The sequence below is a fragment of the Sphingomonas ginkgonis genome, from assembly GCF_003970925.1.
GTDB lineage: Bacteria > Pseudomonadota > Alphaproteobacteria > Sphingomonadales > Sphingomonadaceae > Sphingomicrobium > Sphingomicrobium ginkgonis.
Map to the genome: position 1 here is coordinate 2,885,916 of NZ_RWJF01000001.1, position 23,619 is coordinate 2,909,534.

The following is a 23,619-nucleotide window of genomic DNA, read 5'->3' on the forward strand; positions in this document are numbered from 1 at the left end:
CAACACCGTTTTACTCTTCGGATAGTGACCTTTTGCCCCCCCGCTCTCGCTATCCGCTTACATGGGCCCGGAAACGTCAACCCTCCCCCCCCCGGTGACGTTTTCGGGCCCAAATTCTATCCGGGGTTCATTGGCATCAGAGGCGCCCGAACACTGTCGGGCTCCAACGGCTAAGTGGCGCTACCCTGTCCTTCGCCGGCCTTTTTCCGCGCGGCTCGCCAGTGGGTCAGTCGGATCGCCAGAATGGCGAACTCGTAAAGGCCGTAGAGCGGCACCAGCAGCAGCAGCATTGAGACCACGTCGGGCGGGGTCAGCACGGCGGCGGCGGCTCCCGCGATGACGACGGCATAGCGCCGGCTCTTCTGCAGCTGCTCGACGGTGATGATCCCGGCACGCTCAAGGATCATCAGCAGCACGGGCGTCAGGAACGCCGCGCCGAACCCGAACAGGAAGCGGGTGACGAAGTTGAGGTAATTGCCGACGCCCGGCAGCGCCTCCTGCTGGACCCCACCGATGTTGCCGCTGTAGCCAAGCAGGAACTTCAGCGCCCACGGCATCGCGACGAAATAGGCGAAGCTCGCTCCGGCAATGAAGAAGAAGGGCGTCATGAGGAGGAAGGGCAAAAAGGCCCGCTTCTCCTTGGCGTAGAGGCCGGGCGCGACGAACCGCCAAAGCTGGGTCGAGATGACCGGGAAGCTCAGCATCAGCGCCGCCCAGGCCGCCACCTTCACCTCCACGAAGAAGGCCTCGAAGATGTCGGTGTAGATGAGCTTGCCCTGCCCCGCGCGGAGCAGCGGCTGGACCAGCACCGCGAAGATCGGCTTGGCGAAATACATGCAAACGAAGAAGGTCAGCGTCAGCGCCGCCAAACAGATGAACAGGCGGCGGCGGAGCTCGACCAGATGCTCGAATAGCGGCTGCTTGCTGTCGTCGATGTCCTTCATGGCAGCGGCCGGGCGGGCGGGCGCGGCAGCGGAAGCTGCGGCTCTTCGTCACTGCCGTTGGACGGAGCGGGGGCGGCGAGACGGCCCGGATCGACTACCGGGGGCATGGTGTCGGTAAGGCCGATTGGGCCGGCATCCGCGCCCGGCGGCGGGCCTAGCTCGCCTGCCTGCGGCATCATGGTCGTGGCCGGATCGAGCCCTGCGGCACCCGGCTCGGGATAAGGGGCATTGGCCGGATGCAGATTCATGATCCGCTCATTCTCCTCCCGCCAGCGCTTCTCCATCTCCTCCAGCTCGGCTTCGCGCATCATGTTCTCGATGCCGGCTGTGAAGTGGCGTGCCATGCCCCGTGCCCGGCCGTAAAAGCGGCCGACCGTGTGGAGCACCCGCGGTAGGTCCTTGGGCCCGATGAAGACGAGCGCCAGGACGGCGAGGACGAGCAGCTCGCTGCTGTCGATCCCGAACACCTAGGGATCAGCCGCGGCGGGTGTCTTCCGGCGGCGGTGCCACCGGCTGCGCCGGCGGCGGAGGCGGCGCGACCGGGTCGGGCGCGCGGGTCGAGCTCACCTCGATCGGACGATCGGGAGTCTGGCCGAGCCGCTGCTGCTGCTCCCACCGCTGCCGCTCATAATCGCGGCGCTTCTCTTCCTCGTCGTCGGCCATGCCGGCCTTGAACTGCTTCATGCCCTTGGCGAGGTCGCCCATCATGTTGCTGAAGCGATTTCCGCCGAACAGCAGGAGGACGAGGATGGCGAGGATCAGGATATGCCAGAGGCTGAACGAGCCCATTGTCGAAAACTCCTTTGGTCGAGCTATCTAGTCGTCCTCGCCCGCGCTTTCCAGCTGCAGTTGTATAAGCCCGTCGTCGAGCGGATCGAGCAGCCCCGCCGCCTTCAGATCGTCGATCCCGGGCAGGTCACGGCGCGAGCCAAGTCCGAAATGGCGCAGAAATTCGGCCGTCGTTGCGTAGAGCAGCGGCCGCCCCGGCGCCTCGCGCCGCCCGGCCGGTCGGACCCATCCCGCCTCCATCAGCACGTCCAGCGTCCCCTTGGCGGTCTGGACTCCCCGAATCGCCTCGATCTCGGCGCGGCTAACCGGCTCGTGATAGGCGATGATCGCCAGCGTCTCGATTGCTGCGCGCGAGAGGCGACGCGGCTCCTCGCGAGTTCGGCGAAGCAGGTGTGCGAGGTCGGGCGCCGTCTGGAAGTGCCAGCGACCGCCGCGCTCGACCAGCTGAATGCCGTGCGAAGCATAGGTTTCCGCCAGCACGACGAGCGCGGCGGGTACATCTCCCTCCCCGACGTGCAGCGCGATCTCGTCGAGGGTGACCGGCTCGGTCGCAGCGAACACCGTCGCCTCCACGGCGCGGACGAACTCGTCCATCACGCGGCCCTCACCTCGAGCGGCTCGAACGGCCCACCCTGACGAAGGTCGAGCCGTCCCTGCCGGGCGAGCTCGAGTGCGGCGACGAACGAGCTGGCCAGCGCTGAGCGGCGATAGGCCGGGTCCTGGGTCGCCGGAAGAAAGCTTTCGATGCGCGACCAGTCCATACGGCTGCCGACGAGCCGCCCGACCCGCTCGATTGCTTCTTCGAGCGTCATCACGGCGCGGTCGGCGACGACGTGCATGGCCGGCGCGGTGCGGGCCTTCACAGCCCCGAATGCCGCGTAGAGGTCGAACGAGGCGACCTGCCAGGCGGCGCGGCGCGCGAGCTTCAGCCCTTCGGGCGCGCCGCGGAGGAAGACGTCGCGGCCGACCCGGTCGCCGCCCATCAGCCGCGCCGCCGCCTCGCGCATCGCGTCGAGCCGCTGCAGCCGCAGCTGAAGGCGAAGTGCCAGCTCCTCAGGGCTGGGGTCCTGCTCGGGATCCTTGGGCAGCAGGAGACAGGATTTCAGATAAGCGAGCCATGCCGCCATCACGAGATAATCGGCGGCGATCTCCAGCTTCAGCGCACGAGCGCCCTCGAGATAGGCGAGATATTGCTCGACCAGCGAGAGGATCGAGATCTGCTGCAGGTCGACCTTCTGCGCCCGCGCGAGATTGAGCAGCAGGTCGAGCGGCCCCTCCCACGAGCCGAGGCTGAGCGTCAGCGGCTCATCGGCGTCGTGAAGCGGAAGGGCCTCGGTCACCGCCGCAGGTTAGCGCATCGGCCGCAGCGAACAAGCTGATCAAAGTTGTTGCGGACCAGTCACAATCCATCGCTCAACATTGCCTTCCTGTCACTTTCCACTCCCGTGCACGGCGGAAAACCCCTAAATTTGGCGGCGGGGAACAAGCTTGAGGGGGAAAATCATGCGTCGGACCACGTCTCTTGTCTGCCATCTTCTGGTCGGAAGCGCCGCGCTGGCCTTCGTCACGCCTGCCGCGGCGCAGACGAGCCAGGAGGGCGCCGCGCAGGCGACCAACCCGACCGCGACGACGCCGGCACGGGAAGTCACTAACGACGGGGAAATTATCGTCACCGCCACCAAGCGCGCGACGACGGTCCAGGACGTCCCCTTCTCGGTCAACGCCCAGTCGCAGCAGGACTTGCAGCGGGCCAATGCGCAGACGGTCGAGGACATCAGCCGCAACGTCGCCGGCCTTACCGTCCAGAATCTCGGGCCGGGTCAGAGCCAGGTGTCGGTCCGCGGCGTCTCGGCGGGGCAGATCGTCCGCGACCAACCGGGCGTTAAGGAGCAGGTCGGCGTCTATCTCGACGAGAGCGTGATCTCGCTGTCGCTGTTCACGCCCGACTTCGACCTGTTTGACCTCAATCGGGTGGAGACGCTGCGCGGCCCGCAGGGCACGCTGTTCGGCTCGGGCAGCGTCGGTGGCACGCTCCGCTACATCACCAATCAGCCCAAGCTCGGGAAGGTCGAGGGGCTGGTCGAGGCCAATGCCAACACGGTCGACGAGAGCGACGTCGGCGGTCACGTCAAGGCGGCCGTCAACGTGCCGCTCGGCGCGACCGCGGCGATCCGCGCGGTGGGTTATGCCACGCACTACGCCGGCTTCATTGACGCGGTCGGCCCGGCAGCCGGCAAGAACATTAACGACGGCCATCGGATCGGCGGCAGGCTCTCGCTGCTGTGGGAAGCCGCCCCCGGCATCCGGCTGACCCCGCGCATCGTCTACCAGGATGTCAAGGCGAACGGCTTTAACCGCCGAGAGGAATACCATCTATACTGCAACCAGTTCCTCACCCCGGCCTGCAGCTTGGGGGGTGCCGACCAGTATCTGAAGCTGCGCGAGCAGTTTCGCGATAAGACGACACTCGCCGACCTTACCGCGAGCGCCGACTTCGGCGGTGCGGAGCTGACTTCGGTGACTAGCTACATCCACCGCAACATCCTCGTCAGCCGCGACGCGTCGGCCTTGACCGGCTCGGTTTCCGTTTCGCCGTTCATCATCGCGCTAGGCGCCGCGCCGGCACTGGCCAACCTGCCGTCGAACCTCCGCGACACGACCCGGCTCAACCAATGGAGCCAGGAGCTTCGTGTCGCCTCGACTGGCAGCGGACCGTTCCAGTGGGTGTTCGGCGGCTTCTACAGCCACGTGAACCGCAAATATGCGCAGCGGCTGCCAACCCCCGGTTACGACGCCTTCGTCGACGCGGCGCTCGGCGCCGGCGTCTCGGCCGCCGTCGCTAACGGCTTCCCTCTCAACTCGCCCTACAACGCCGACCTGCCCTACATCATCAAGCAAGCCGCGGTGTTCGGCGAGGCGAGCTACAAATTCGGACAGTTCAAGCTGACCGGCGGGGGTCGCTACTACGACTTCAAAGAGAAGCGCGACTTCATCTCAGGCGGCATCTTCTCGAACAGCGACACCCGGATCGGCGACAAGACCAAGTCGAACGGGTTCAGCCCGCGCGCGATCCTCAGCTGGGAGCCGCAGCGGCGGACCGCGGTCAATCTCCAGATTGCCAAGGGGTTCCGGCTCGGCGGCGTCAACGATCCGCTCAACATCCCGCTGTGCAGCGGCGGCGCGACCGGCGTCGATGCGCAGACCTACGGCGGGCGTCCGACCTATAAGGACGAGACGCTGTGGAACTATGAGGCGAACTTCAAGCTGGGCGGCCGCGGGCTGAGCATGACGGCCGCGGCCTTCTACAACGACATCAAGAACCTGCAGGTGACGGCGGACGCCGGCAGCTGCTCCTCACGCGTGGTCTTCAACGTGCCCAAGGCGCACAGCAGCGGCGTCGAGCTGGAGATCAACGCCACGCCGATGCCGGGACTCGATCTCAGCCTCGCCACCAACGTCCAGTCGGCGAAGTTCGACTCGAGCGTGGTGACCGCCGGTGCCAGCCCGACGGTGATCGCCGGCATCCGCGACGGCAACCGTCTCCCTACCGTTCCCAAGTTCCAGCTCGCCGCCACCGCGACCTACGGGCAGCGGTTCAGCAGCACGGGCGAATGGTATGTGACCGGCAGCTTCCAGCATGTCGGCAACCGCTTCACCCAGCCATCCGATCAGGAGACCGGCGCGGGTAACTTCAACTTCATCTTTTTCAACCCGGCCACTGCCGCCTTCGGGACGCGCAACGGCAGCTTCGGCTCGCTCAAGCTGCCGAGCTACGACCTCGTCAACGCCTCGGTCGGGTTGAAGTGGGACAATGGGCTTGAGGCGGTGCTCTACGCCAACAACCTGTTCAACAAGACCCCGCTCCTCTCGCTCGACCGCGAGCGCGGCGGGCGGGCACGGCTCGGCTACAATGTCGGGCAGCCGCGGACGATCGGGCTGACCGTTCGCAAGGCGTTCTGAGCAACGGCACCGGGGCGTCGCGCGCGGCGCCCCGGTATATTCGGGAAGAAGTCAGGTCAGACCAGCGCGAGCAGCCTGTCACGCTTGTCCAGTGCTGCGGCGAAGTCGAGTCCCTCCTCGGGCGCAATGGCCGCCATGGCTTGTTCCAGCCGCTCCGCGCTACGGGGGGTCATTGCTCCCACCCGCCCCGCCACGTCGATCATCTCATCGAGGCGCCCCGAACAATGGAGTGCGACGTCGCAGCCGGCGGCGAGGCAACGCTCCGCGCGTTCGCCGGGTGATCCGGCCAACGCCTCCATGCCCAGATCGTCGGTCATCAGCCAGCCGTCGAAACCGATGCGGCCGCGGATGATATCACGGATCACCACTTGGCTCTGGCTCGCCGGGTGCAGGGGATCCCAGACGGAATAGACGATGTGCGCAACCATCGCCATCGGACAGCGGCTGCTGAGCCGCTCGAACGGCTCCAGATCGATCGCCAGTTCCTCCTCCAACGCGGAGACCAGCGGCAGTTCCTTGTGGCTGTCGACCAGTGCGCGGCCGTGCCCGGGAATGTGCTTCAAGGTGCCGAGCACCCCGGCCGACGCCATCCCGTCGAGGACCGCGCGGCCCAGCGCCGACACCTGCATCGGCACGCTTCCCAGCGAGCGATCTCCGACGATGTCGCTGGCGCCGGGCTGAAGCACGTCGAGGACGGGGAGACAGTCGACGTTGATCCCGCACTCGACCAGCATCAGCGCAAGTGCGCGGGCGTTGACCCGGGCGGCTTCGATCGCGCTGGAGGGTGCAATATCGTATAGTTTGTCGAAAACGCCCATGGGCGGGAAGGCAGTCCACTCTGGCGGCTTCATGCGCGCGACGCGGCCGCCCTCCTGGTCGATGAGGATCGGAACGTCGGCCCGCCCCGAAAGCGATCGAAGCTCGTCCGTCAGCGCCCGCAACTGTTCCCGGTTCGAACAGTTGCGGGCGAAGATGATGAATCCTGCCGGATCGGCGTCTCGGAAGAAATCCCTTTCGTCGGCCGCCAGCTGAAGGCCGGCAAGACCGTAGATTGCCGCCTGCATCAGTTGACCGGCAGGCAGTTCTCGCCCGCCACCTTGAGCGTCTGGCACGCGGCCCGCGCATCGGCCGAGGAGGCGGCGCCCGCGCGAAGACGGTAAACCGTCCCGCCGTTCACGGTGGCGGGGATGACGATCTTGGTCATCGCCGCGATCGTCGGGAAGCGCGAGCTCAGCGCCTTCCAAGCGGCTTCCGCCTGGGCGGGACGAGCATAGGCGCCGAGCTGGATCACGCTGCCCGCGCCCCCCGCCGGCGGCGTGGCGACGACCTTCTCCGGCGCGTCGGTCGCGGGCGCCTTGGTCTCGTTCGGAGGCGTGGTCTGAGGCGTTGGCTGCGGTCGGGCGATCGGCGCCTCGGGAACAGCATTCAGGTCAAGCTGGCTGTCCTGGTCCTCACCCGCGCTGGTCGAGAAGGCGGTCACGCTGTCGCCAGCCACGTCGAGGCTGCCCTTGTCGTTCGAGGCGACCTTGTAGGGTCCGGGCTGCGCGCGGATCAGCTCGGGCGGGCCGCTGCCGTCGCGGTCGCGTGCGAGCCAGAACAGCGTCCCGGCGACGAGGCCGGCGCCGAGCAGCACGACCAGGATCGCCGCGAACATCTTGCGCGCCGAGAGGCCGCGAGGCTCGTCCTCGTCATCGACCGCCGCCAGCCAGGGCAGTTCGCGTTCCTCGACGTTCATTCCATCTCCCTCCCGGCCGGGCTCAATAGACGACCATGCAGGTTTGGCCAGCGGCCCTCAAGCGCTGGCAGATGACCAGCGACTGGGCTTGACTGTCCGTCCGCAGCTGGAGCCGCCAGAGAATGCGCTTCCCGACCTCGGGCGTGTTGGGGAGCACGATCTTGGGCTTGCTTCCCAGATAGGGCCAGCGGGCGAGGATCGAGCGCCAGCTCTGGTCCGCCTGTTCCGCCGTCAGGTAGACGCCGAACTGGATCGCACGGCCGGACGGACCGGCGCGCAGCGGGATGGGATAGAGCGGGACCGAGGCCGAGGGCGGCGGGACCTGCTGCTGTTCCTCGACCGCATCGTCAAACGCGGGACGGCTCGTGTCCGGCCGGGTCAGGGTCGCGGCGTGAGCCGGGCTGCGGCTGGGGCGCTGCGTCGCCGGGTGGGTGGCAGCCGGCGGCTGCGCCAATGGCGGCGACCCCTGGGTAACCGGCGCGGGGTTGAGCGGCGCGGGCACCAGCTCGGGCGCGGGGGCGATCGAGACCGGCTCCAGCGGGATGGTGGCTGAGGGTGGCGTTTGCCTCTCGGCGGATCGAGGCGCCACGCCGGCGGGCACGGCTTCGTCCCGCCGCGTGCCGAGCCAGTAGCCGGCGGCGGCGAAGGCCAGCAGGAGGACGAGAACAATGGCGATCCAGCCCGCCCGGCCACCCCGCTGCGCGGAACTGTCCCGTGCGGCAGCTCGCGGCGCTCCGCGCGCCGGCGCCGCCGACGCCTTCGTCGGCGTGTCGTCCAGCCAGGGCAGTCGGTCGGCCCGGCTGTCCGTCATCAACGCATCTCCTGTGCGGCCTCCACGCCCATGATCGCGAGACCGGAGCGGATGATCTGCCCGATTCCACGCGCGAGTTCCAGCCGGGCTCGCGTTAAATCCCGGTTGTTTTCAAGCAGAAAACGCCTTTCCGGATCATCGTTGCCGCGATTCCACAGCGCGTGGAACTCGGCAGCCAGATCGTAGAGGTAAAAGGCGACGCGGTGCGGCTCGTGCGCCAGCGCGGCGGCCTCGATTACCCGGGGGAACTGTGCTGCCGTGCGGACCAGCGCCAGCTCCTCGGCGTCGAGCAGCGACAGGTCGGCGGCCTCGTCGAGCGACACGCCCGCCTCGGCCGCCTTGCGCTGGAGGGAGCAAATCCGGGCATGGGCGTACTGGACGTAGAAGACCGGATTGTCCTTCGACGCCTCGACCACTTTGGCAAAGTCGAAGTCGAGCATCGAATCGGTACGCTTGGTCAGCATCATGAAGCGGACCACATCCTTTCCGACCTCGCCGACCACGTCGGCCAGGGTGACGAAGGAGCCGGAGCGCTTCGACATCTTGACCGGCTCGCCGGCGCGGAACAGGCGGACCATCTGGACCAGCTTGACGTCGAGATCGACCTTGCCGTCGGTTAGCGCGGTGACCGCCGCCTGGACCCGCTTGACCGTCCCGGCATGATCGGCGCCCCAGATGTTGACGAGATGGTCGGCGACCTCCGCCTTCTGCAGGTGATAGGCGGCGTCGGCGCCGAAATAGGTCCAGCTGCCGTCCGACTTCTTCATCGGCCGATCCTGGTCGTCGCCGAACCGCGAGGAGCGGAACAGGGTCAGCTCGACCGGCTCCCACTCGTCATGCTCGTCGAGGCTCTTGGGCCGCTCGAGCGCGCCCTCGTAGACCAGCTCCTTGGCGCGCAGCGTATCGAGTGCGCGGGCCGGCGCGCCCGACGCCTGGAGCTCGGCCTCCGACGCGAAGATGTCGTGGTGGATGCCGAGCAGCGACAGGTCATGGCGGATGAGGTGGAGCATCGCCGCCACGGTGCGCTGCTTGAACAAGGGCAGCCATTCGGCTTCCGGGGCCTCGGCGTAGCGACCGCCGAACTCAGCGGCGAGCGCCACCCCTACCGGCCTCAGGTAGTCGCCGGGGTAGAGCCCTTCGGGGATTTCGCCGATCGTGTCTCCGAGCGCCTCGCGGTAGCGCAGGTGCGCGGAGCGGGCGAGCGTGTCGACCTGGCCGCCCGCGTCGTTGACATAATATTCCTTGATGACACGGAAGCCGGCCGCCTCGAGCAGCTTGGCAAGGCTGTCTCCGACCACCGCGCCGCGGCAATGGCCCATGTGCATCGGGCCGGTCGGGTTGGCCGAGACATATTCGACGTTGACCCGCTCGTTGTTGCCGATCGTCGACAGGCCGTAGCGCTCGCCTTCCCGGACGATCGCCTCCAACTCCGACCGCCAGATCGCCGGGTCGAGGCGAAGATTGATGAAGCCGGGGCCGGCTATGTCGACGCCGACGACCCCGGGAAGAGCGGCGAGCTTCGGCTGGAGCAGCGCGGCGAGCGCGCGCGGGTTGGTCCCGGCGCCCTTGGCCAGCACCATCGCCGCGTTGGTCGCCAGGTCGCCATGCGAGGGGTCCCTCGGCGGCTCGACCGCGACTGCGCGGCGCGCCAGCCCGGCGGGCAGCGCGCCCTCGGCTTCGAGGCTGTCGAGCACTTCGGCAAGAAGCGCGGAATAACAGGCGTAGAGGCTCACTTCGGCTCACCAGGGTTGCGGGAAAGCGGCGCCCTTAGCCGATCTTCCCGCTCCTGCGAAGGCGGGCGTGCCGCGTCAGGCGATCATCCGCGCGGTGAGCGGTTTTGGCGACGTCTCCGGGAACAGCGTCGCGCCGAGCCGCGTGCCGTCCTGCCTGTAGTGCTGGGCAAGCACGGTCGCGATCAGCGCGTCGAGGTCGGTCGTCGGCCGGACGTCGCGGTTCTCGTAGAGCGCCGCCGGGGCGAGGCCCGGCCAGTCGCCATAGACCCGCCCGCCGGCCAGCGCACCGCCCATCAGCAGCGCCGCCGAGCCGGTCCCATGATCGGTCCCGTTGGTGCCGTTGATGCGCGCGGTTCGGCCGAACTCGGTGGCGACGATCACCAGCGTGCTGCCCCAGTCGGCGCCGAGCCCGTCGCGATAGGCGGCGAGCAGCGCGTCGAGGTTCTTGAGCTGGTTGTTGAGCCGCGCGTTCTGCGCGCTGTGGGTGTCCCAGCCGTCGGTCTCGATCATCCCGATCCGCGAGCCGCCCGGGCCGGCCATCATCTTCGCCGCCAGCATTCCGGCCGCGCCGGCGCCCTTGACGTCGGTCAGGCTGCCCGCCTCGTGGCGAGCCTCGAGCGCCGCGTTCCACAGCGGCCCCAGCTGGTGGTCCGCCGCATAGAGCTCGCCGACCCGCATCATCAGGTCCTGCGCCGGCGCCGGCAGCCCGGACGGGGCGAAACTGCTCACCCGCGCCGACCCGCGGAGCGCGGCGGGAACGGTCGGCGAGAAGGCGATCGCGCGAGGATCGGCGGCCATCGTTTTGACCAGCCGGTTCATCCAGCCGTCGCTCAGCCGGTAGGGCAGCGAGCCCCCGGTCTCGAGCACGTTCTGGCCGTCGAAATGCGAGCGGTCGCGATAGGGCGAGGCGACGGCGGTGACGAAGGCCGCCTGGCGAGCCGCGAACATCCTGCCGGTCTCGACCAGCGCCGGGTGGAGCGTGAAGGTCGAGTCAAGCTTGATCCCGCTGGCGAGCGGCTGCGCCAGCTCGCCGCGGGTGGCGGCGAACGCCGGGTCGCCGGTCGGCGCGACGATCGACAGGCCGTCGGCGGCGCCGCGCTGGATGATGAAGAGGAAGCGCCGGTCGGTGGCGGCCTGGGCGAAGGCGAGCTTGGGCGCGAACAGGGCCGAGGCGCCGACCGCGCCGCCGAGCTGGAGGAAGGAACGACGGTCCATGACTTGCTACCTCCGGAGGAATTCGGGGCTGACCAGCATCAGCGCGAGACCGGTCTGCGGGCTTTCGGCCCGCGAAATGGCGGTGGCGGTCGCCGGCGTCAGGCTGGCGCCGAGGATATGTGGCGCAAGCGCTCGGGCGTCGATGCCGGTGTTCGCCTGCGCGATCCGCTGCGCCGCCTCGACCCGGCGGACCAGCGCGTCGGGGGCCGCCCAGCTCGCCGCGATGTCGTCGTAGCCGGCGGGCGAGCCCGGCCGCCAGACCGGCTGGCCGAGCTGCTGGAGGAGCGAGACGACCATCTCGGGCTTGACCTGGTCGGTCGACACCGCGCGGAGCGAGGCGACGGTCCAGTCCCACGGCGTCCGGAACTTGCGGTTCTCAGGGCTCCACGCCTCGGGCGACGCGATCAGCGCGCGGTAGACGGTGGGGAGGTCGCCACGGCTCTTCAGAAAGGCCTTCTCGATCCGGGCGACCATCGCCGGCGGCGGATTGTCGGCGGCGAAATGGCGCGCGAGCTTGGTCGCGATATGGTGCGCGGTCGCGGGGTGGACCGACACGTCCTCGAGCACCGCAAGCGTCTGCGCCTCGCCGTCCTCGGGATAGGTCTTCCCCATGATCGTCCGCGCGCCCGGCTCGTGGAATGCCTCGGCGAAGACGAAGGAGCCCGGCGGCCCCTGTAGAAAGCGCTGGTTGGGATTGAGTCCGGCCACGCTCCACCCGGTGAGCGCCCGGGCGAATTCGGTGACGTCGGCCTGGGTGTAGCCGCTGCGCACCCCGAGCGTGTGGAGCTCGAGGATTTCGCGCGCGAGATTTTCGTTGAGGCCGCGGGTCTTACCGTTGCGCCCGACGCGCCCGCCGACCTGGCTGTTGGGCCCGATCGAGCCCGCCTGGTCGAGATAGAAGAGCATCGCGGGATGCTGTTCGACCGCCAGCACCATGTCGGCGAAGCGCTTGTCGAGATTGGGGCGGATCGCCTCGAACTCGAGCAGCCCGGCAAAGCCGAGGTTCTTTTCGCCCTGCGCCGAAACCGCGAAGTGGTTGGCCCAGAAATGCGCCATCCGCTCCATGAAGGGCGAATTGCTGTTGAGCGCGGCATCGGTACGGGCGCCGACCAGGCGCAGGTAGATCTCGCGTTCTTCCGAGCGGGCGGCCTTGAGCGCTTCCGGCTGCTTCGGCCTGGCAGCGTCCATCTGCGCCGGGCCTGGAGCTGCCGGCTGTGATCCAGCAGGAAGCGAGGACATGATGTCGGCGCCGGTCGCCATGGACGCGGGCATGACCTTGGCGGGGCCCAGCAGCCCTTCGCTCTTCAGTTCGCGCCGTTCCTGGCGATAATCGAGGATGGCCTGGACCACGCCCGCCCGGCTCGGCAGATCGGCGGCCGGCTGCGGCACCGCGCCGATCTGCGCCTCGACCCAGCCGCGGGGATCGTTCCCCCCGCCCCGGCCGTCTCCCCGCGCACCCATTCCGAACCGGTTTTCGGCGAAGCTGAGGTCGGCCACTTGATCATCCTTCCCGGCGAGAAAGACCAAGGCTGCGCCTCACCGGGTGAACCTCGGATTACCCTACGTAATCGTCATCTTTCGACCAGCTAGAAGCGGTCGGGCAGGCATACCGGGCCTACCAGTTCCTCGTGCCGGGCAATGGCGAAGGGATCCGTCATACCCGCGACATAGTCGCCGACCTGCCTCGCCGCGGCGAGCGGATCGTCGATCTCGCGATGCCAGCTTTCGGGGAGCAGCCGGGGATTATCCAGATAGGCGGCGGCGAGGTTGCCAACGACGCGCTGCGCCTCGAACCGGACCGGCTGCAGCGGCGGCGCATTGTAGAGGTTGGCGTAGAGAAAGCGCTTCAGTTCGCGCTCTTCCTCCGCCAGCGCGGCCGAGAAGCCCGCGAGCGCCCGGCCTGCGGCGCGGACCTCGGCGAGCGTCGCGACCCCGGCGTCGGAGACCCGGCGGCGGGTCTCGTCGATAAGGTCGCCGACCATCGTCCCGATCTGGTCGCGGACGAGCGCGCGCAGCTTGCGTTCGGTCGACAGGCCGGGATGGCGCTGCTCGATCGTGGTCCAGTGCCGCGCCACCAAGGGCACCGCCAGCAGCGCGTCGAGCGACAGCACGCCGGAGCGCAGCCCATCGTCGATGTCGTGATTGTCATAGGCGATGTCGTCGGCGAGCGCGGCGACCTGCGCCTCGAGGCTGGCATAGCTGGCGAGCTCGAGACCGATCTCCCGGTCGGCCTCGGCCAGCGCCCAGCCGGGTTCGAGCACCGGCCCGTTGTGCTTGGCGAGGCCCTCGAGCGTTTCCCAGCTGAGATTGAGGCCGTCGAACGCCGGATAGGTCTGCTCGAGCCGGGTCAGCAGACGAAGTGTATGGCCGTTGTGGTCGAACCCGCCGACTGACGCGATTGCCGCGCTCAGCGCGTCCTCCCCGGCATGGCCGAACGGCGGGTGGCCGAGGTCGTGCGCGAGGCAGAGCGCTTCGGTCAGGTCCTCGTTGAGTCCGAGCACGCGGGCGATCGTCCTCCCGATCTGCGCCACCTCGATCGAGTGGGTCAGCCGGACCCGAAAATGGTCGCCGTCGGGCGCTACGAACACCTGGGTCTTGTGGCGGAGCCGGCGGAACGCAACCGAGTGGACGATCCGGTCGCGGTCGCGCTGGAACAGGTCGCGTGGGCCGCGGGGGCCGGACTGTGGTTCGGGATGAACCCGCCCGCGCGATCGCGACGGCAACGCCGCGAGGGCGGAAAGGCTGGTCATGGATTGAGCTTGCGAACCATCTGTCCCTGATCGTTGCTCCAGCTAAAGCCGGGGATGCGAGACGCTTCAAGCTCCTCGGTGAAAATCTGCACGTCCTCGCGGCTCTTGAAGGGACCAATCAGCAGCCGGCTGCGGGGGCCGTCGGTGCTAACCCAGGGGGAAATGCCCTTGAACAAATCCGGATCCTGGCGGGTGATCCGATCAAACTGAACGCCGAGCGCCTGCTCGTTCGGCCCGCTGGCCAGCTGAATCCATAGCTTGCGCTGGAGTTGCGCAGCGACACCGGACGAGGCCGGCGGAGACGTTAAAGCCGGCGGAGACCGGACCGGCGAGGGCAGCGGGGTCACGGTTGCCACCTGCGTCGGGCCGAACGCTGGGGCGGGCGGCGGACCTGCGGCCGGCGGAGCAGCCGACGCGGTCGCATTCAGCCAGCTGTCGATCCCGGCCAGTCGATCGCTGTCCGACTGCGTGGAACGGGGAACGGGCGGCACACTGGCCAGCGCGGTGCCGCTCGAAGCCTGGTCACTACCCGGGAAATCCCCCAGCAGGACCGCGGCCGCCTTGGCCCCGGGGGTCAAACCGGCGAGCCGTCCCATGAACGGCGCCAGGCTCCCCGCCATGCCCGGCATCGCGCTGTTGACCGCCGCGGCAGCCCCGGCGGGATCACCAGTCAGCGCCAGCACGAACGCGCGCGCGCGAAGGGCGGCCGGGTCGCGGCGCCCCAGCAGCGGATCGAGCGCGGCGAGCGCCTCGGCGCGGCGGCCACTGATCGCCAGGCTGAGGGCCAGCCGGCGCCGCGCTTCGTTGGGATTGCTGCCGGTCAGCGCGATCCGATAGTCGTTCTGGGCCGCGGGCTGGCGCCCGAGAAGGTCGTAGGCTTCTCCGCGGTCGAGGGCGAAGCTTTGGACGGCGGCTCCCAGCTGTTGTGCCCGGGTGAAGTAGGACAGCGCGCGATCCGCCTCGCCAAGCGCGCAGAGCGCGGCGCCCATACCGATCTTGGGGACGGGGCTGGTCGGGTAGACTTCCTCGGCACGGCCGAAGAAGCCGAGCGCCGCCTGGGCGTCGCCAACGTCGAGCGAGGCGCGCCCGGCACCGACCAGCGCGTCGAAGTTGCGCGGATTGATGGCGAGCAGCCGCACCTCGCGGGCCAGCTTCGCCTCCGGAGACTCATATTGCCCCGGCAGGGGCGCAGATGGCGGCGGCGGCGTGTCGCCGCCGATATATTGCGCCGCAGCCGCGCCGGGCACCAACAGCACCGTGGCGGCAGACGCCAAGCATTTCCGGAACATCGTCCTCCCCTTGCTTCTCGCTAGCTGACTGGAAGCTTGCTGGAAGCCGATAGCGAGGAAGTTCACGGCGGCGCGTTGTCACGGCACGGCGAACCGTTCGCCCGTCCGAAGAGGCTTGCGCACCCGCGCCAAGGCTTTAAGGACGCTGCGACTGCCAAGCGGCGGGCCCCTGCCCGCGGCTTCAGCCGATCAGGCCCGATGGCGGAGTGGTTACGCAGAGGACTGCAAATCCTTGCACGCCGGTTCGATTCCGGCTCGGGCCTCCACTCCCGGCAAGCTCATACCTGGCCCCGACGGCATGCCGCGTATTCTGTAGGCGACAGGAGCGTGGCCTGACGAAGCGCAGAAACGTTCAAAACAGAATTTTGCAGGGCGAGTCAGCGGAGCCTTAACCAAAGCGACGGCAGGGTCAGGATCGAACCTATTTGAGCCAAGGTAATTGCCTCCCATGCCTGTTCGTACGCGTATCGCAATCGTCGGCGCGCTTCTCCTCGTCGGCCTGCTCTTTTTCGTTCACCTCCGTTCCCAACCTGCCGTCAGCGTGATTCCCGGCCTGGCCGGACCCGCGGGCAAGACCGTGGTTGCGCCGCCGCCGCCGCCGCGGGTGGAGGATTATGGCGGTGGCGGCGCCACCCGCCTCGCGGTCCTGGTGACCGATGTCGACTCGGACTGGATCGGGCTGGTGCGCGCGCTGCGCGCGCGAGGCATTCCCGCGACATTCACCCGCGACCCGGCCGAGGCGATGCGGCATCGTGCCATGCTCGCTTATCCGCTGATCTCAGGGAAGGTGCTGAGCGGCGACCATATCCGCGCGCTGGCGGCGTTCGTCCACGGCGGCGGCGGGCTGATGACTTTTGACCTGGCGGGTGGTGGCCTTGAACCCCTGTTCGGGATTCGCGGCGAGATCCCGGGCCGGGCGCGCTCGGCCCTACGATGGCCGGCGACAGCCGGCGCCACCGCGATCACTCCGCTCAACGCCGCGGGCATGGAAGCGACATTGGGAAGCCAGGGCTTGGATGTAACAACGGCGACGACGTTGGCGCGGTTCGACGACGGCGCCGCGGCGCTGACCTGCCAGTCGGCCGTGGGGCGAGCCTGCATCCTTGGCGTCGACGTCGGTTCCTACGCGAACCGCGCCTTCAACCTGCGCGCCGAGCCGCTTGCCGGCGGCTATGTCAACGGGGACGCCGACGGGCTCGATCGACTGATGAACGCGGTGCGCGACTTCTACGTCGCCAGCGAGCCGAACGCCTACCTGATCGGGACAGCGCCAGCGCCCTTCGGCGGCAGCTTGATCCTCACGCATGATCTGGACGCCGGCAAGGCGCTTGCCGACTCGCTTGCGCTGGCTGAGGCAATGCGAAAGCGGGACGTCGACGCGACGTTCTTCATGCAGACCAAATATGTCCGCGACTGGAACGACGACGTCTTCTTTCGCGCAGACACGCTGCCGCAGCTGCGGCGATTGAAGGCGCTGGGGATGGAGGTCGGGAGCCACAGCGTGGCGCACGCGCGGGCGTTCAATCAGTTCGAACTGGGCGACGGAACCGAAGCCTATCCGGATTACCGCCCGTTCGTCACCAGCCAGACGACCGCCCGCGGCGGAACCATCCTCGGCGAACTGCGGGTTTCGAAATATCTCCTCGATAGCGCGATTGGCCAGCAAACCCTCGCCTTCCGACCCGGGCACCTGCGTAACCCGGCGATGCTGCCCCAGGCACTGGCGGCCACCGGCTATCGGTTCACGTCGGACCTGACTGCCGAGAACGCCCTGACCAATTATCCCTTCCAGCTCGCCTATGGCCGCAGCGGACCGGGCCTGATGCCCGTCTGGGAGTTTCCGGTCACGATCGAGGACGAAGCGGCGCCCCCTTTCGCGGCTCGCCTCGACGCCTCGGTTGCGCTGGTCGAGCGGATCGCGTCCAGAGGCGGGGTCGCGACGCTGTTGGTGCATCCCGACCATGGGTCCAAGCGCGACGCCGAGCTGGCGCTGATCGACCGGCTTCGCGGCCGCTATTGGATCGGCGGGCTCAGCCGGTTCGGCGAGTGGTGGCGCGCGCGCGACCTGGCGGCCATCGACTATGATGGCAAGCAAGTCACCGCGCGCGGTCCGCTGCCCGTGCATGGCGTTACCGTCAGTTTCCCGAGATCAGGCCGAACTCACGTCATCCCTTGAGTGCGCATCCCCAACTCAGATGAAGCTGAGCCAGCGTTCGCGCCGGGTTCGTTTCACGCCGGCAAACCAGTGCGACAGCGGGACGAGCAGGAGCAGCACGATCAGCCAGGCAAGATAGACGCCGCCGAGGCCATAGCCCCAGGCAATCGGCTCCTGCGCCCCGGACGTCTGGCGCGCGACGAGGTCGATGGCCGCCTGTGGCACTCCCATGGAGGACGCCAGCAGGAGCATTGCGCCATGGGCGATGTAGATGTGGGCGATGTAGGTGAAGAGCGGCGTTCGACCGAAGTCGAGCAGCACGCGCGCCAGCGGACCGCGCAAGCGCTCCAAAAGCAGGAAGAGCAGCAGCGACACGCCAAGCGTCGCCATCACATAGTCGGGCGACGGCGGGTATTTGGAAAGGTTGAGGTAGGATAGGGTGGTTCTGAGGGGGTTGCCGTCGCGGACCCAGGGGGACGGGTCGCCGTAGCCGTTCGCCCAGCGCAGGAGGAGGACGCCGGCGAGCAGCGCCAGCGCGAGGCGGAGCAGCGCTCGGGCGCGGGCCGGCTCGGGAGTGGCGAACAGCGGCCCCATCCCGAACCCGACCGCCATGATCCCGAGCCACGGCAGGGCCGGATACATGACGAGGCTGGGCACTCCGGGCAGCGCGCCCGGTGACAGCAGCAGCGTGCGAAGGACCCCTGCCCCGCCCTGCCATCGCGCGGTCGCCGCGACCGCCAGCGGCCCGAGTGCGACGAGCGCGATCCCCACCCCCAGCACCAGCTCGGGGCGCAGCCGCGACAAGAGGCTCATCGCCATCATCCCGAACCCGATCGCCCAGATGACCTGGAGAAAGACGAAGGGCTCGCCGAAGTTGAAGCCGAAGCCGACGAGCGTGAGCTCGAGCAGGATCAGCCAAGCGCCGCGGGCGAGCAGGAAGCGGCCGAGCGCCCCCGGCTCCTTGTGCAGCGACTGGAGGTAGATGGAGGTGCCCGCCAGCAGGACGAAGGTCGGGGCGCACAGGTGAGTCACCCACCGGGTCGCGAACAGCAAGGGCCAGGAGGTCGCGGGATCGGTCGGGTTGTGGAGCGCCGGGCCGCCGAAGAAGTCGCGAACATGGTCGAGCACCATCAGTGCGATCATCAGCCCGCGCAGCAGGTCGATCGCGTCCAGCCGCCGCACGCCGGCGCGGGTCAGCCCGACCGAGCGGGGCTCGACCAGCGGATCGTCGACCGCGGAATCGACAGCGGCGGCTCTCGTCGACATGCCCCGTCTCCTCTCTCGAGCGGAACGGCCTTAGCCAAGCTGCCGCCGTCCCGAGCGCGACCAGTGTGCACCTTCGGCGGATCGCTGCAATCCCCGCGGAAGAGCCGGAAGCCGCTCCGGCTGCGGCGGACACCGCGTCCGCGATGTGACCGCCCGCCAGTCCCGCGCGTTGAAAGCCCTGTCGCGTGAGGAGCCAGCCAGAATGAATGTTGCCGACCAGATCGTCGAGACCCTGCAGGCGAGCGGGGTCGAGCGCATCTATGGCGTCGTCGGGGACAGCCTGAACGGCATCACCGAGGCGCTTCGCCGGCGCGGGACGATCGACTGGGTGCACATGCGGCACGAGGAATCCGGCGCCTTCGCGGCCGGCGCCGAAGCCCAGCTCACCGGCCGGCTGGCGGTCTGCGCGGGCTCGTGCGGGCCGGGCAACCTCCACCTGATCAACGGGCTCTACGACTGCCACCGGTCGGGCGCGCCGGTGCTGGCAATCGCCGCGCAGATCCCGCTGGCGGAGATCGGCAGCGGCTATTTCCAAGAGACCAAGCCGGAACGGCTGTTCGCCGACTGCAGCCATTATTGCGAGCTGGTCTCGAGCCCCGAGCAGATGCCGCGGATCCTCGAGCAGGCGATCCGCGCCGCGGTCGGCAAGGGCGGGGTGGCGGTGATCGTCATCCCCGGCAATGTCGCGCTGCTCGACGCCACCGAGCGCAAGGTCCCGCCGGCGGCCAGCCTGCTGCCGGCGCCCCCGGTGGTCGTGCCACGGGACGCCGAGACCGACGCGCTGGCGGAGCTGCTCAACGGATCGCGGCGGATCACCCTGCTATGCGGGCGCGGCTGCGCCCACGCGCATTCCCAGCTGCTCCGGCTGGCCGAACGGCTCAAGGCGCCGATCGTCCATGCGCTCGGCGGGAAGGAGTTCGTCGAGCCCGACAATCCCTTCGACGTCGGAATGACCGGGCTGATCGGCTTCGCTTCGGGCTATCGCGCGATGCTGCAGTGCGACGCCCTGCTGATGCTCGGAACCGACTTCCCCTACCAGCAATTCTACCCGACCGAGGCGCGGATCGCGCAGGTCGACCTGAAGCCCGACCATCTCGGGCGGCGCTGCCGCCTCGACCTCGGGCTGGTCGGTGATGTCGCCGCGACGATCGACGCGCTTCTGCCCAAGCTGGAGGTCAAGGCGGACCGGGCGCACCTCGACGACAGCGTCGCCCATTACCGGCGCTCGCGCGCGGACCTCGACGAGCTGGCCACCGGCGAGCCCGGCCGCAAGCCGATCCACCCCCAGTTTCTCGCGCGGACGCTGAACGAGGTGGCCGCCGACGACGCCATCTTCACCGCCGATGTCGGCACGCCGACTATCTGGGCCGCGCGCTACCTGAAGATGAACGGCCGCCGCCGACTGATCGGATCCTGGGTCCATGGCTCGATGGCGGGGGCGATGACCCAGGGCATCGGCGCGCAGGCGGCCTTCCCGGAGCGGCAGGTGATCTCGCTGTCGGGCGACGGCGGCTTCGCCATGCTGATGGGCGACTTCCTGACACTCAACCAGCAGAAGCTGCCGCTCAAGGTCGTCATCTTCAACAATGGCTCGCTCGGCTTCGTCGAGCTGGAGATGAAGAGCGCGGGGCTGATCGAGACCGGGGTCGCCCTCGACAATCCCGATTTCGCCGCGGTGGCGCGCGCGGCTGGGGTCCACGCGATCCGAGTCGAGGATCCCGGCGACCTGCGCGCCGCTGCCGAGGACATGCTTGCCCACCCGGGCCCGGCCCTGCTCGACGTCGTCGTCAACCGGCAGGAACTGTCGATGCCCCCCAAGGTCACGCTGGAGCAGATGAAGGGGTTCAGCCTCTACGCGCTGCGGGCGATCATGAACGGCCGCGGCACCGAAATCGTCGACCTGGCGCGAAGCAACCTGCTGCGCTGACCCTTCACCCTTGCCCGACCCTTCCTGCGGGGCGATGACCGGCTGTGGACAAAGCGAAACGGACGACCCTCAAGCAGCTGGCGGGCGCGACCTGCATCGTCGGGCTTCCCGCCGGCGAGCTCGACGCGGCTGCTCCAGTGCCCCCCGGCGGCCACGACGGCGCGGATTGGCTCGCCGCTTACAATCCCGTATGGACCAGCCCCAGCAAGAACGCGGGCGAGTCCATGCCCTGCGGTGCCGGCGACATCGGCCTGAACGCCTGGGTCGAAGGCGGGGAACTCCTCTTCTACATCGCGCGCAGCGGCGCGTTCGACGAGACGAACAGCTATCTCAAGCTCGGCCGGGTCCGGGTCCGGCTGGACCCCTCCCCCTTCGTCGCCGGCGCTTCGTTCCGGCAGGAACTGCGGCTGGCCGACGGCGAGCTGGTTATCTCGGCCGGGGACGTCGCCATCAGCCTGTGGGCCGACGTCGAGCAGCCGGTGGTGCACGTCGCCGTCGAGAGCGGCGCCCCGCGGCGGGCGACGGCGACGCTGGAGAGCTGGCGCCTGGTCGACCGAGATTATCTGCCGGACGAGATGTCGATGCACCGCGCCTACGACGGGGCGCCGGTGGTGCCCCGCCAGCGCGCCGACACGGTCGGCTTCGCGGAAGGCGGGGTGCTGAGCGCACGGCGCAACCACGATGAGGACACGGTGTTCGACCTGCTGGTGGCGCAGCAGGAGCTGACCGCGGTCAAGGACCAGCTGTGGAACCCGTTGCGCGGGCTCGGCTTCGGCGCGCTGATGCTGGGGCCGGGGTTCGCTCCGGCCGGCGAGACCGTCGGCCGCTACGCCAGCACGCCGTTCCGGGGCTGGTCGCTGCGAAGCGCACGACCGCAGCGGCGGCATTCGCTCAAGATCGTCTGCCACGTCGCCCGGACCGATAGCCAGGACGAATGGCTCGCCGGGCTGCGCCGCCTGACCCGGACCGCGGCTGCGCCGGCCGCGTCGCGGGCGCGCTCACGGCGGTGGTGGCGTGGCTACTGGGAGCGCAGCTACATCCTGATCCAGCCCGGCCCGGCGCGGCCGGACAGTCAGCCGTGGCGGCTCGGACGAAACTACCAGCTGTTCCGCCACATGCTCGGCGCCAATGCGCGGGGCGACTGGCCGACCAAGTTCAACGGCGGCAACTCCACCGTCGATCCGGAATATACCGACCCCAAGCTGCGGCTTTCTCCCGACTACCGGGCCTGGGGCGGCGGCGAGTTCACCGCGCAGAACCAGCGGCTGGTCCACTGGCCGATGCTCAAGAGCGGCGACTTCGACCTGCTGCAGCCGCAGTTCGACTTCTACCGCCGGCTGCGGCGCAACGCCGAGCTGCGCACCCAGACCTACTGGGGCCACCGGGGCGCCTGCTTTGTCGAGCAGATCGAGAATTCCGGCCTGTGCTGCGGGCAGGAATGGGGCTGGCAGCGCGGCTGGAACAAGCCGGCGATCCACATGCCCGGGGTCGAGGACAGCGCGTTCGTCGACCATCTGTGGGACACGGTGCTCGAGTTCTGCCTGATGATGCTGGAGGTCGGGCGGTTCACCGGGACGATCGCCGAGGGCGATCTCGGCTTCATCGACAGCTGCCTGACCTTCTTCGACGAGCATTACCGGCGCGAACATGCCCGCCAGTCCGGGCGCGAGCTGGACGCCGACGGGCACCTCGTGCTGTTCCCCGGGACCGCCTGCGAGACCTACAAGAACGCCCTCAACTCGACGGTCACGATTGCCGGGCTGGACGCCGTGCTGGGCGCACTGCTGGCCTTGCCGGCGACGCGGGTCGGGCCGGCGCTGAGAGCACGCTACGCCGCCATGCGCGCCACCCTTCCGCCCTTCTCGTTCCGGGTGATGGAGGGACGGCGGACGATCGCCCCGGCGCGGCTGTGGGACCGGATCCAGAACGTCGAGATCCCCCAGCTCTACCCGGTCTTCCCCTACGGGCAGTACGGGATCGGGCGGCCCGACCTCCAGGTCGCGATCGACACCTGGCGGGTCGGCGTGGACACGGCGGCGCAGAAGGACATCAAGAGCTGGCACCAGGACGCGATCTTCTGCGCCCGGCTCGGGCTGACCGAGGAGGCGGCTCGGCTGACCGCGCGCAAGCTGGACGATTCCGGGCGACGCTACCCGGCTTTCTGGGGACCCGGCCACGACTGGGCACCCGACCATAACTGGGGCGGGTCGGGGATGATCGGGCTGCAGGAGATGCTGATGCAGACTCCGGGCGACGCGATCCACCTCTTCCCGCGTGGCCGCGGGACTGGGACGTCGATTTCCGGCTCCACGCGCCCGGGCGCACGCGCGTCGAGGCGTCGCTGAGATCCGGGGCGCTGCAGCGGCTGGCGGTCGACCCGCCGGCCGCTCGGGCGCGGGTGGTGCTGCCGGGATGGACCGACGCATGACCGGGAGCGGCCTGCGTCGGTCCTGACCTGACTTACCGAGCCGGGTTTCCGGCAGACGCCGCCACGGGCGCCGCGGGAGCGGTTGCCGCTGGCGGCGGTGATGGCGGGGGTGGGGTGTCGCCGGGGAGGGGCGCGCCGGGGCCGTGGTCGGGCCCGCCGTGCGGACCGGGGCGGCCGTGCGGCGGGCCGGCGAGCGGGCCGAGGGCGGTGACCTTGCTGTCGGGCCCGACGAGGAAGGCGGCGTGGACGAAGCCGCGCTCGAACCGGCCCTGCACCAGGACCGGCTCGCCCGCGGTGACGAGCTGGCGCTCGTCGCCTTCGCGGCCGGTGTCGACCAGCGCGCGTCCGCTGGCGTCGGCCATGATGAACTTGTTGCCGTAGATCTCGGCGACCCGGCCGCGGATGGTGACAATCCCGTTCGCCGAGAGCGAGCGGATCGGCACCGCGCTGGCGGGCGCCATGGTGACCGTCGGTCGGGCCTCCGCCATCAGGGCGGCACCGGCCGCGCCGCCCAGCGCCAGCAGCGCCGCGGCGGCCAGCCCCAGCTTGCCGCCGGTTCCCAGGTGAAGCGGTCGGCGGGCGGATCGTTCGGAAATGTCGGACATGGTTTTGGCTCC

General features: G+C 69.0%; 19 protein-coding genes and 1 tRNA gene. 5 read left to right on the plus strand and 15 right to left on the minus strand.

The features are described from left to right. Positions 1-170: 170 nt before the first annotated feature. The 5 genes from tatC to HMF7854_RS13915 are packed head-to-tail and all read right to left on the minus strand — an operon-like array spanning position 171 to position 3,073. Positions 171-944, minus strand: a complete 774-nt coding sequence (gene tatC, locus HMF7854_RS13895; RefSeq protein WP_126719744.1) for a twin-arginine translocase subunit TatC — start codon at positions 942-944, stop codon at positions 171-173. After that, positions 941-1,411 carry a Sec-independent protein translocase protein TatB gene (gene tatB / locus HMF7854_RS13900; protein WP_126719745.1) on the minus strand — a complete coding sequence of 157 codons (471 nt, stop codon included), beginning with the start codon at positions 1,409-1,411 and terminating at the stop codon, positions 941-943. The genes tatC and tatB overlap by 4 nt, the downstream gene beginning before the upstream one ends. Positions 1,412-1,418: 7 nt before the next feature. Then, positions 1,419-1,733 (minus strand): twin-arginine translocase TatA/TatE family subunit, encoded by a 315-nt coding sequence (locus tag HMF7854_RS13905; RefSeq protein ID WP_126719746.1) that lies wholly within the window; start codon positions 1,731-1,733, stop codon positions 1,419-1,421. A gap of 27 nt (positions 1,734-1,760) precedes the next feature. Beyond that, the gene (scpB, locus tag HMF7854_RS13910) at positions 1,761-2,327 is read right to left on the minus strand and encodes an SMC-Scp complex subunit ScpB (RefSeq protein ID WP_126719747.1); all 567 of its coding nucleotides are present in this window, start codon (positions 2,325-2,327) and stop codon (positions 1,761-1,763) included. After that, on the minus strand, positions 2,327-3,073 hold the full coding sequence (locus HMF7854_RS13915; protein ID WP_126719748.1) for a segregation and condensation protein A: 747 nt from the start codon (positions 3,071-3,073) through the stop codon (positions 2,327-2,329). The genes scpB and HMF7854_RS13915 overlap by 1 nt, the downstream gene beginning before the upstream one ends. A 163-nt stretch (positions 3,074-3,236) precedes the next feature. Here HMF7854_RS13915 and HMF7854_RS13920 point away from each other — a divergent pair, with 163 nt between their 5' ends. Beyond that, positions 3,237-5,693 carry a TonB-dependent receptor gene (locus HMF7854_RS13920; protein ID WP_126719749.1) on the plus strand — a complete coding sequence of 819 codons (2,457 nt, stop codon included), beginning with the start codon at positions 3,237-3,239 and terminating at the stop codon, positions 5,691-5,693. 56 nt (positions 5,694-5,749) lie between these two features. On the opposite strand, the gene nagZ is transcribed toward HMF7854_RS13920, so the two are convergent. The 8 genes from nagZ to HMF7854_RS13960 form a co-directional block, all read right to left on the minus strand. Further along, positions 5,750-6,757 carry a beta-N-acetylhexosaminidase gene (gene nagZ / locus HMF7854_RS13925; protein WP_126719750.1) on the minus strand — a complete coding sequence of 336 codons (1,008 nt, stop codon included), beginning with the start codon at positions 6,755-6,757 and terminating at the stop codon, positions 5,750-5,752. Beyond that, positions 6,757-7,428: an SPOR domain-containing protein gene (locus HMF7854_RS13930; RefSeq protein ID WP_126719751.1), complete on the minus strand. Its 672-nt coding sequence runs from the start codon at positions 7,426-7,428 to the stop codon at positions 6,757-6,759. The genes nagZ and HMF7854_RS13930 overlap by 1 nt, the downstream gene beginning before the upstream one ends. 22 nt (positions 7,429-7,450) lie before the next feature. Then, entirely contained in the window at positions 7,451-8,239 is a 789-nt protein-coding gene (locus HMF7854_RS13935; protein ID WP_126719752.1) for a hypothetical protein, read from the minus strand. Further along, entirely contained in the window at positions 8,239-9,972 is a 1,734-nt protein-coding gene (argS, locus tag HMF7854_RS13940; RefSeq protein WP_126719753.1) for an arginine--tRNA ligase, read from the minus strand. The genes HMF7854_RS13935 and argS overlap by 1 nt, the downstream gene beginning before the upstream one ends. Before the next feature lie 75 nt (positions 9,973-10,047). Then, complete coding sequence (locus HMF7854_RS13945) at positions 10,048-11,187, minus strand: DUF1501 domain-containing protein (protein WP_126719754.1); 1,140 nt, start codon at positions 11,185-11,187, stop codon at positions 10,048-10,050. Positions 11,188-11,193: 6 nt separating this feature from the next. Then, positions 11,194-12,684, minus strand: coding sequence for a DUF1800 domain-containing protein (locus HMF7854_RS13950; protein WP_185829290.1), 1,491 nt, complete (start codon positions 12,682-12,684; stop codon positions 11,194-11,196). An 89-nt stretch (positions 12,685-12,773) separates the two neighbouring features. Continuing rightward, the gene (locus HMF7854_RS13955) at positions 12,774-13,937 is read right to left on the minus strand and encodes a deoxyguanosinetriphosphate triphosphohydrolase (RefSeq protein WP_126719755.1); all 1,164 of its coding nucleotides are present in this window, start codon (positions 13,935-13,937) and stop codon (positions 12,774-12,776) included. Next, complete coding sequence (locus HMF7854_RS13960; RefSeq protein WP_126719756.1) at positions 13,934-15,226, minus strand: tetratricopeptide repeat protein; 1,293 nt, start codon at positions 15,224-15,226, stop codon at positions 13,934-13,936. Before HMF7854_RS13960 ends, HMF7854_RS13955 begins: the two co-directional genes overlap by 4 nt. Positions 15,227-15,418: 192 nt before the next feature. On the opposite strand from HMF7854_RS13960, the gene HMF7854_RS13965 reads away from it, so the two are divergent. Further along, positions 15,419-15,492: transfer RNA gene (locus HMF7854_RS13965), tRNA-Cys, on the plus strand. 182 nt (positions 15,493-15,674) lie between these two features. Beyond that, the gene (locus tag HMF7854_RS13970) at positions 15,675-17,402 is read left to right on the plus strand and encodes a polysaccharide deacetylase family protein (protein WP_126719757.1); all 1,728 of its coding nucleotides are present in this window, start codon (positions 15,675-15,677) and stop codon (positions 17,400-17,402) included. 15 nt (positions 17,403-17,417) lie between these two features. Here HMF7854_RS13970 and HMF7854_RS13975 read toward each other — a convergent pair whose 3' ends face one another. Next, positions 17,418-18,647, minus strand: a complete 1,230-nt coding sequence (locus HMF7854_RS13975) for an acetyltransferase domain-containing protein (RefSeq protein ID WP_126719758.1) — start codon at positions 18,645-18,647, stop codon at positions 17,418-17,420. Positions 18,648-18,849: 202 nt separating this feature from the next. On the opposite strand from HMF7854_RS13975, the gene poxB reads away from it, so the two are divergent. Together poxB and HMF7854_RS13985 are read left to right on the plus strand one after the other, a co-directional pair. Then, positions 18,850-20,574, plus strand: coding sequence for a ubiquinone-dependent pyruvate dehydrogenase (gene poxB / locus HMF7854_RS13980; RefSeq protein ID WP_126719759.1), 1,725 nt, complete (start codon positions 18,850-18,852; stop codon positions 20,572-20,574). A 44-nt stretch (positions 20,575-20,618) separates the two neighbouring features. Continuing rightward, entirely contained in the window at positions 20,619-22,919 is a 2,301-nt protein-coding gene (locus HMF7854_RS13985; protein ID WP_126719760.1) for a DUF5703 domain-containing protein, read from the plus strand. Between the two features lie 115 nt (positions 22,920-23,034). On the opposite strand, the gene HMF7854_RS13990 is transcribed toward HMF7854_RS13985, so the two are convergent. Further along, positions 23,035-23,607: a hypothetical protein gene (locus HMF7854_RS13990; RefSeq protein ID WP_126719761.1), complete on the minus strand. Its 573-nt coding sequence runs from the start codon at positions 23,605-23,607 to the stop codon at positions 23,035-23,037. Positions 23,608-23,619 lie beyond the last annotated feature (12 nt).

Excerpts from the sequence above, each read along its gene's own strand:
- HMF7854_RS13955 (WP_126719755.1), bottom strand. The coding sequence starts at position 13,937 with ATGACCAGCCTTTCCGCCCTCGCGGCGTTGCCGTCGCGATCGCGCGGG.
- poxB (WP_126719759.1), top strand. The coding sequence starts at position 18,850 with ATGAATGTTGCCGACCAGATCGTCGAGACCCTGCAGGCGAGCGGGGTC.
- tatC (WP_126719744.1), bottom strand. The coding sequence starts at position 944 with ATGAAGGACATCGACGACAGCAAGCAGCCGCTATTCGAGCATCTGGTC.
- HMF7854_RS13920 (WP_126719749.1), top strand. The coding sequence starts at position 3,237 with ATGCGTCGGACCACGTCTCTTGTCTGCCATCTTCTGGTCGGAAGCGCC.
- HMF7854_RS13935 (WP_126719752.1), bottom strand. The coding sequence starts at position 8,239 with ATGACGGACAGCCGGGCCGACCGACTGCCCTGGCTGGACGACACGCCG.
- HMF7854_RS13960 (WP_126719756.1), bottom strand. The coding sequence starts at position 15,226 with ATGTTCCGGAAATGCTTGGCGTCTGCCGCCACGGTGCTGTTGGTGCCC.
- scpB (WP_126719747.1), bottom strand. The coding sequence starts at position 2,327 with ATGGACGAGTTCGTCCGCGCCGTGGAGGCGACGGTGTTCGCTGCGACC.
- HMF7854_RS13990 (WP_126719761.1), bottom strand. The coding sequence starts at position 23,607 with ATGTCCGACATTTCCGAACGATCCGCCCGCCGACCGCTTCACCTGGGA.
- HMF7854_RS13930 (WP_126719751.1), bottom strand. The coding sequence starts at position 7,428 with ATGAACGTCGAGGAACGCGAACTGCCCTGGCTGGCGGCGGTCGATGAC.
- HMF7854_RS13975 (WP_126719758.1), bottom strand. The coding sequence starts at position 18,647 with ATGTCGACGAGAGCCGCCGCTGTCGATTCCGCGGTCGACGATCCGCTG.
- HMF7854_RS13970 (WP_126719757.1), top strand. The coding sequence starts at position 15,675 with ATGCCTGTTCGTACGCGTATCGCAATCGTCGGCGCGCTTCTCCTCGTC.
- HMF7854_RS13945 (WP_126719754.1), bottom strand. The coding sequence starts at position 11,187 with ATGGACCGTCGTTCCTTCCTCCAGCTCGGCGGCGCGGTCGGCGCCTCG.
- HMF7854_RS13905 (WP_126719746.1), bottom strand. The coding sequence starts at position 1,733 with ATGGGCTCGTTCAGCCTCTGGCATATCCTGATCCTCGCCATCCTCGTC.
- nagZ (WP_126719750.1), bottom strand. The coding sequence starts at position 6,757 with ATGCAGGCGGCAATCTACGGTCTTGCCGGCCTTCAGCTGGCGGCCGAC.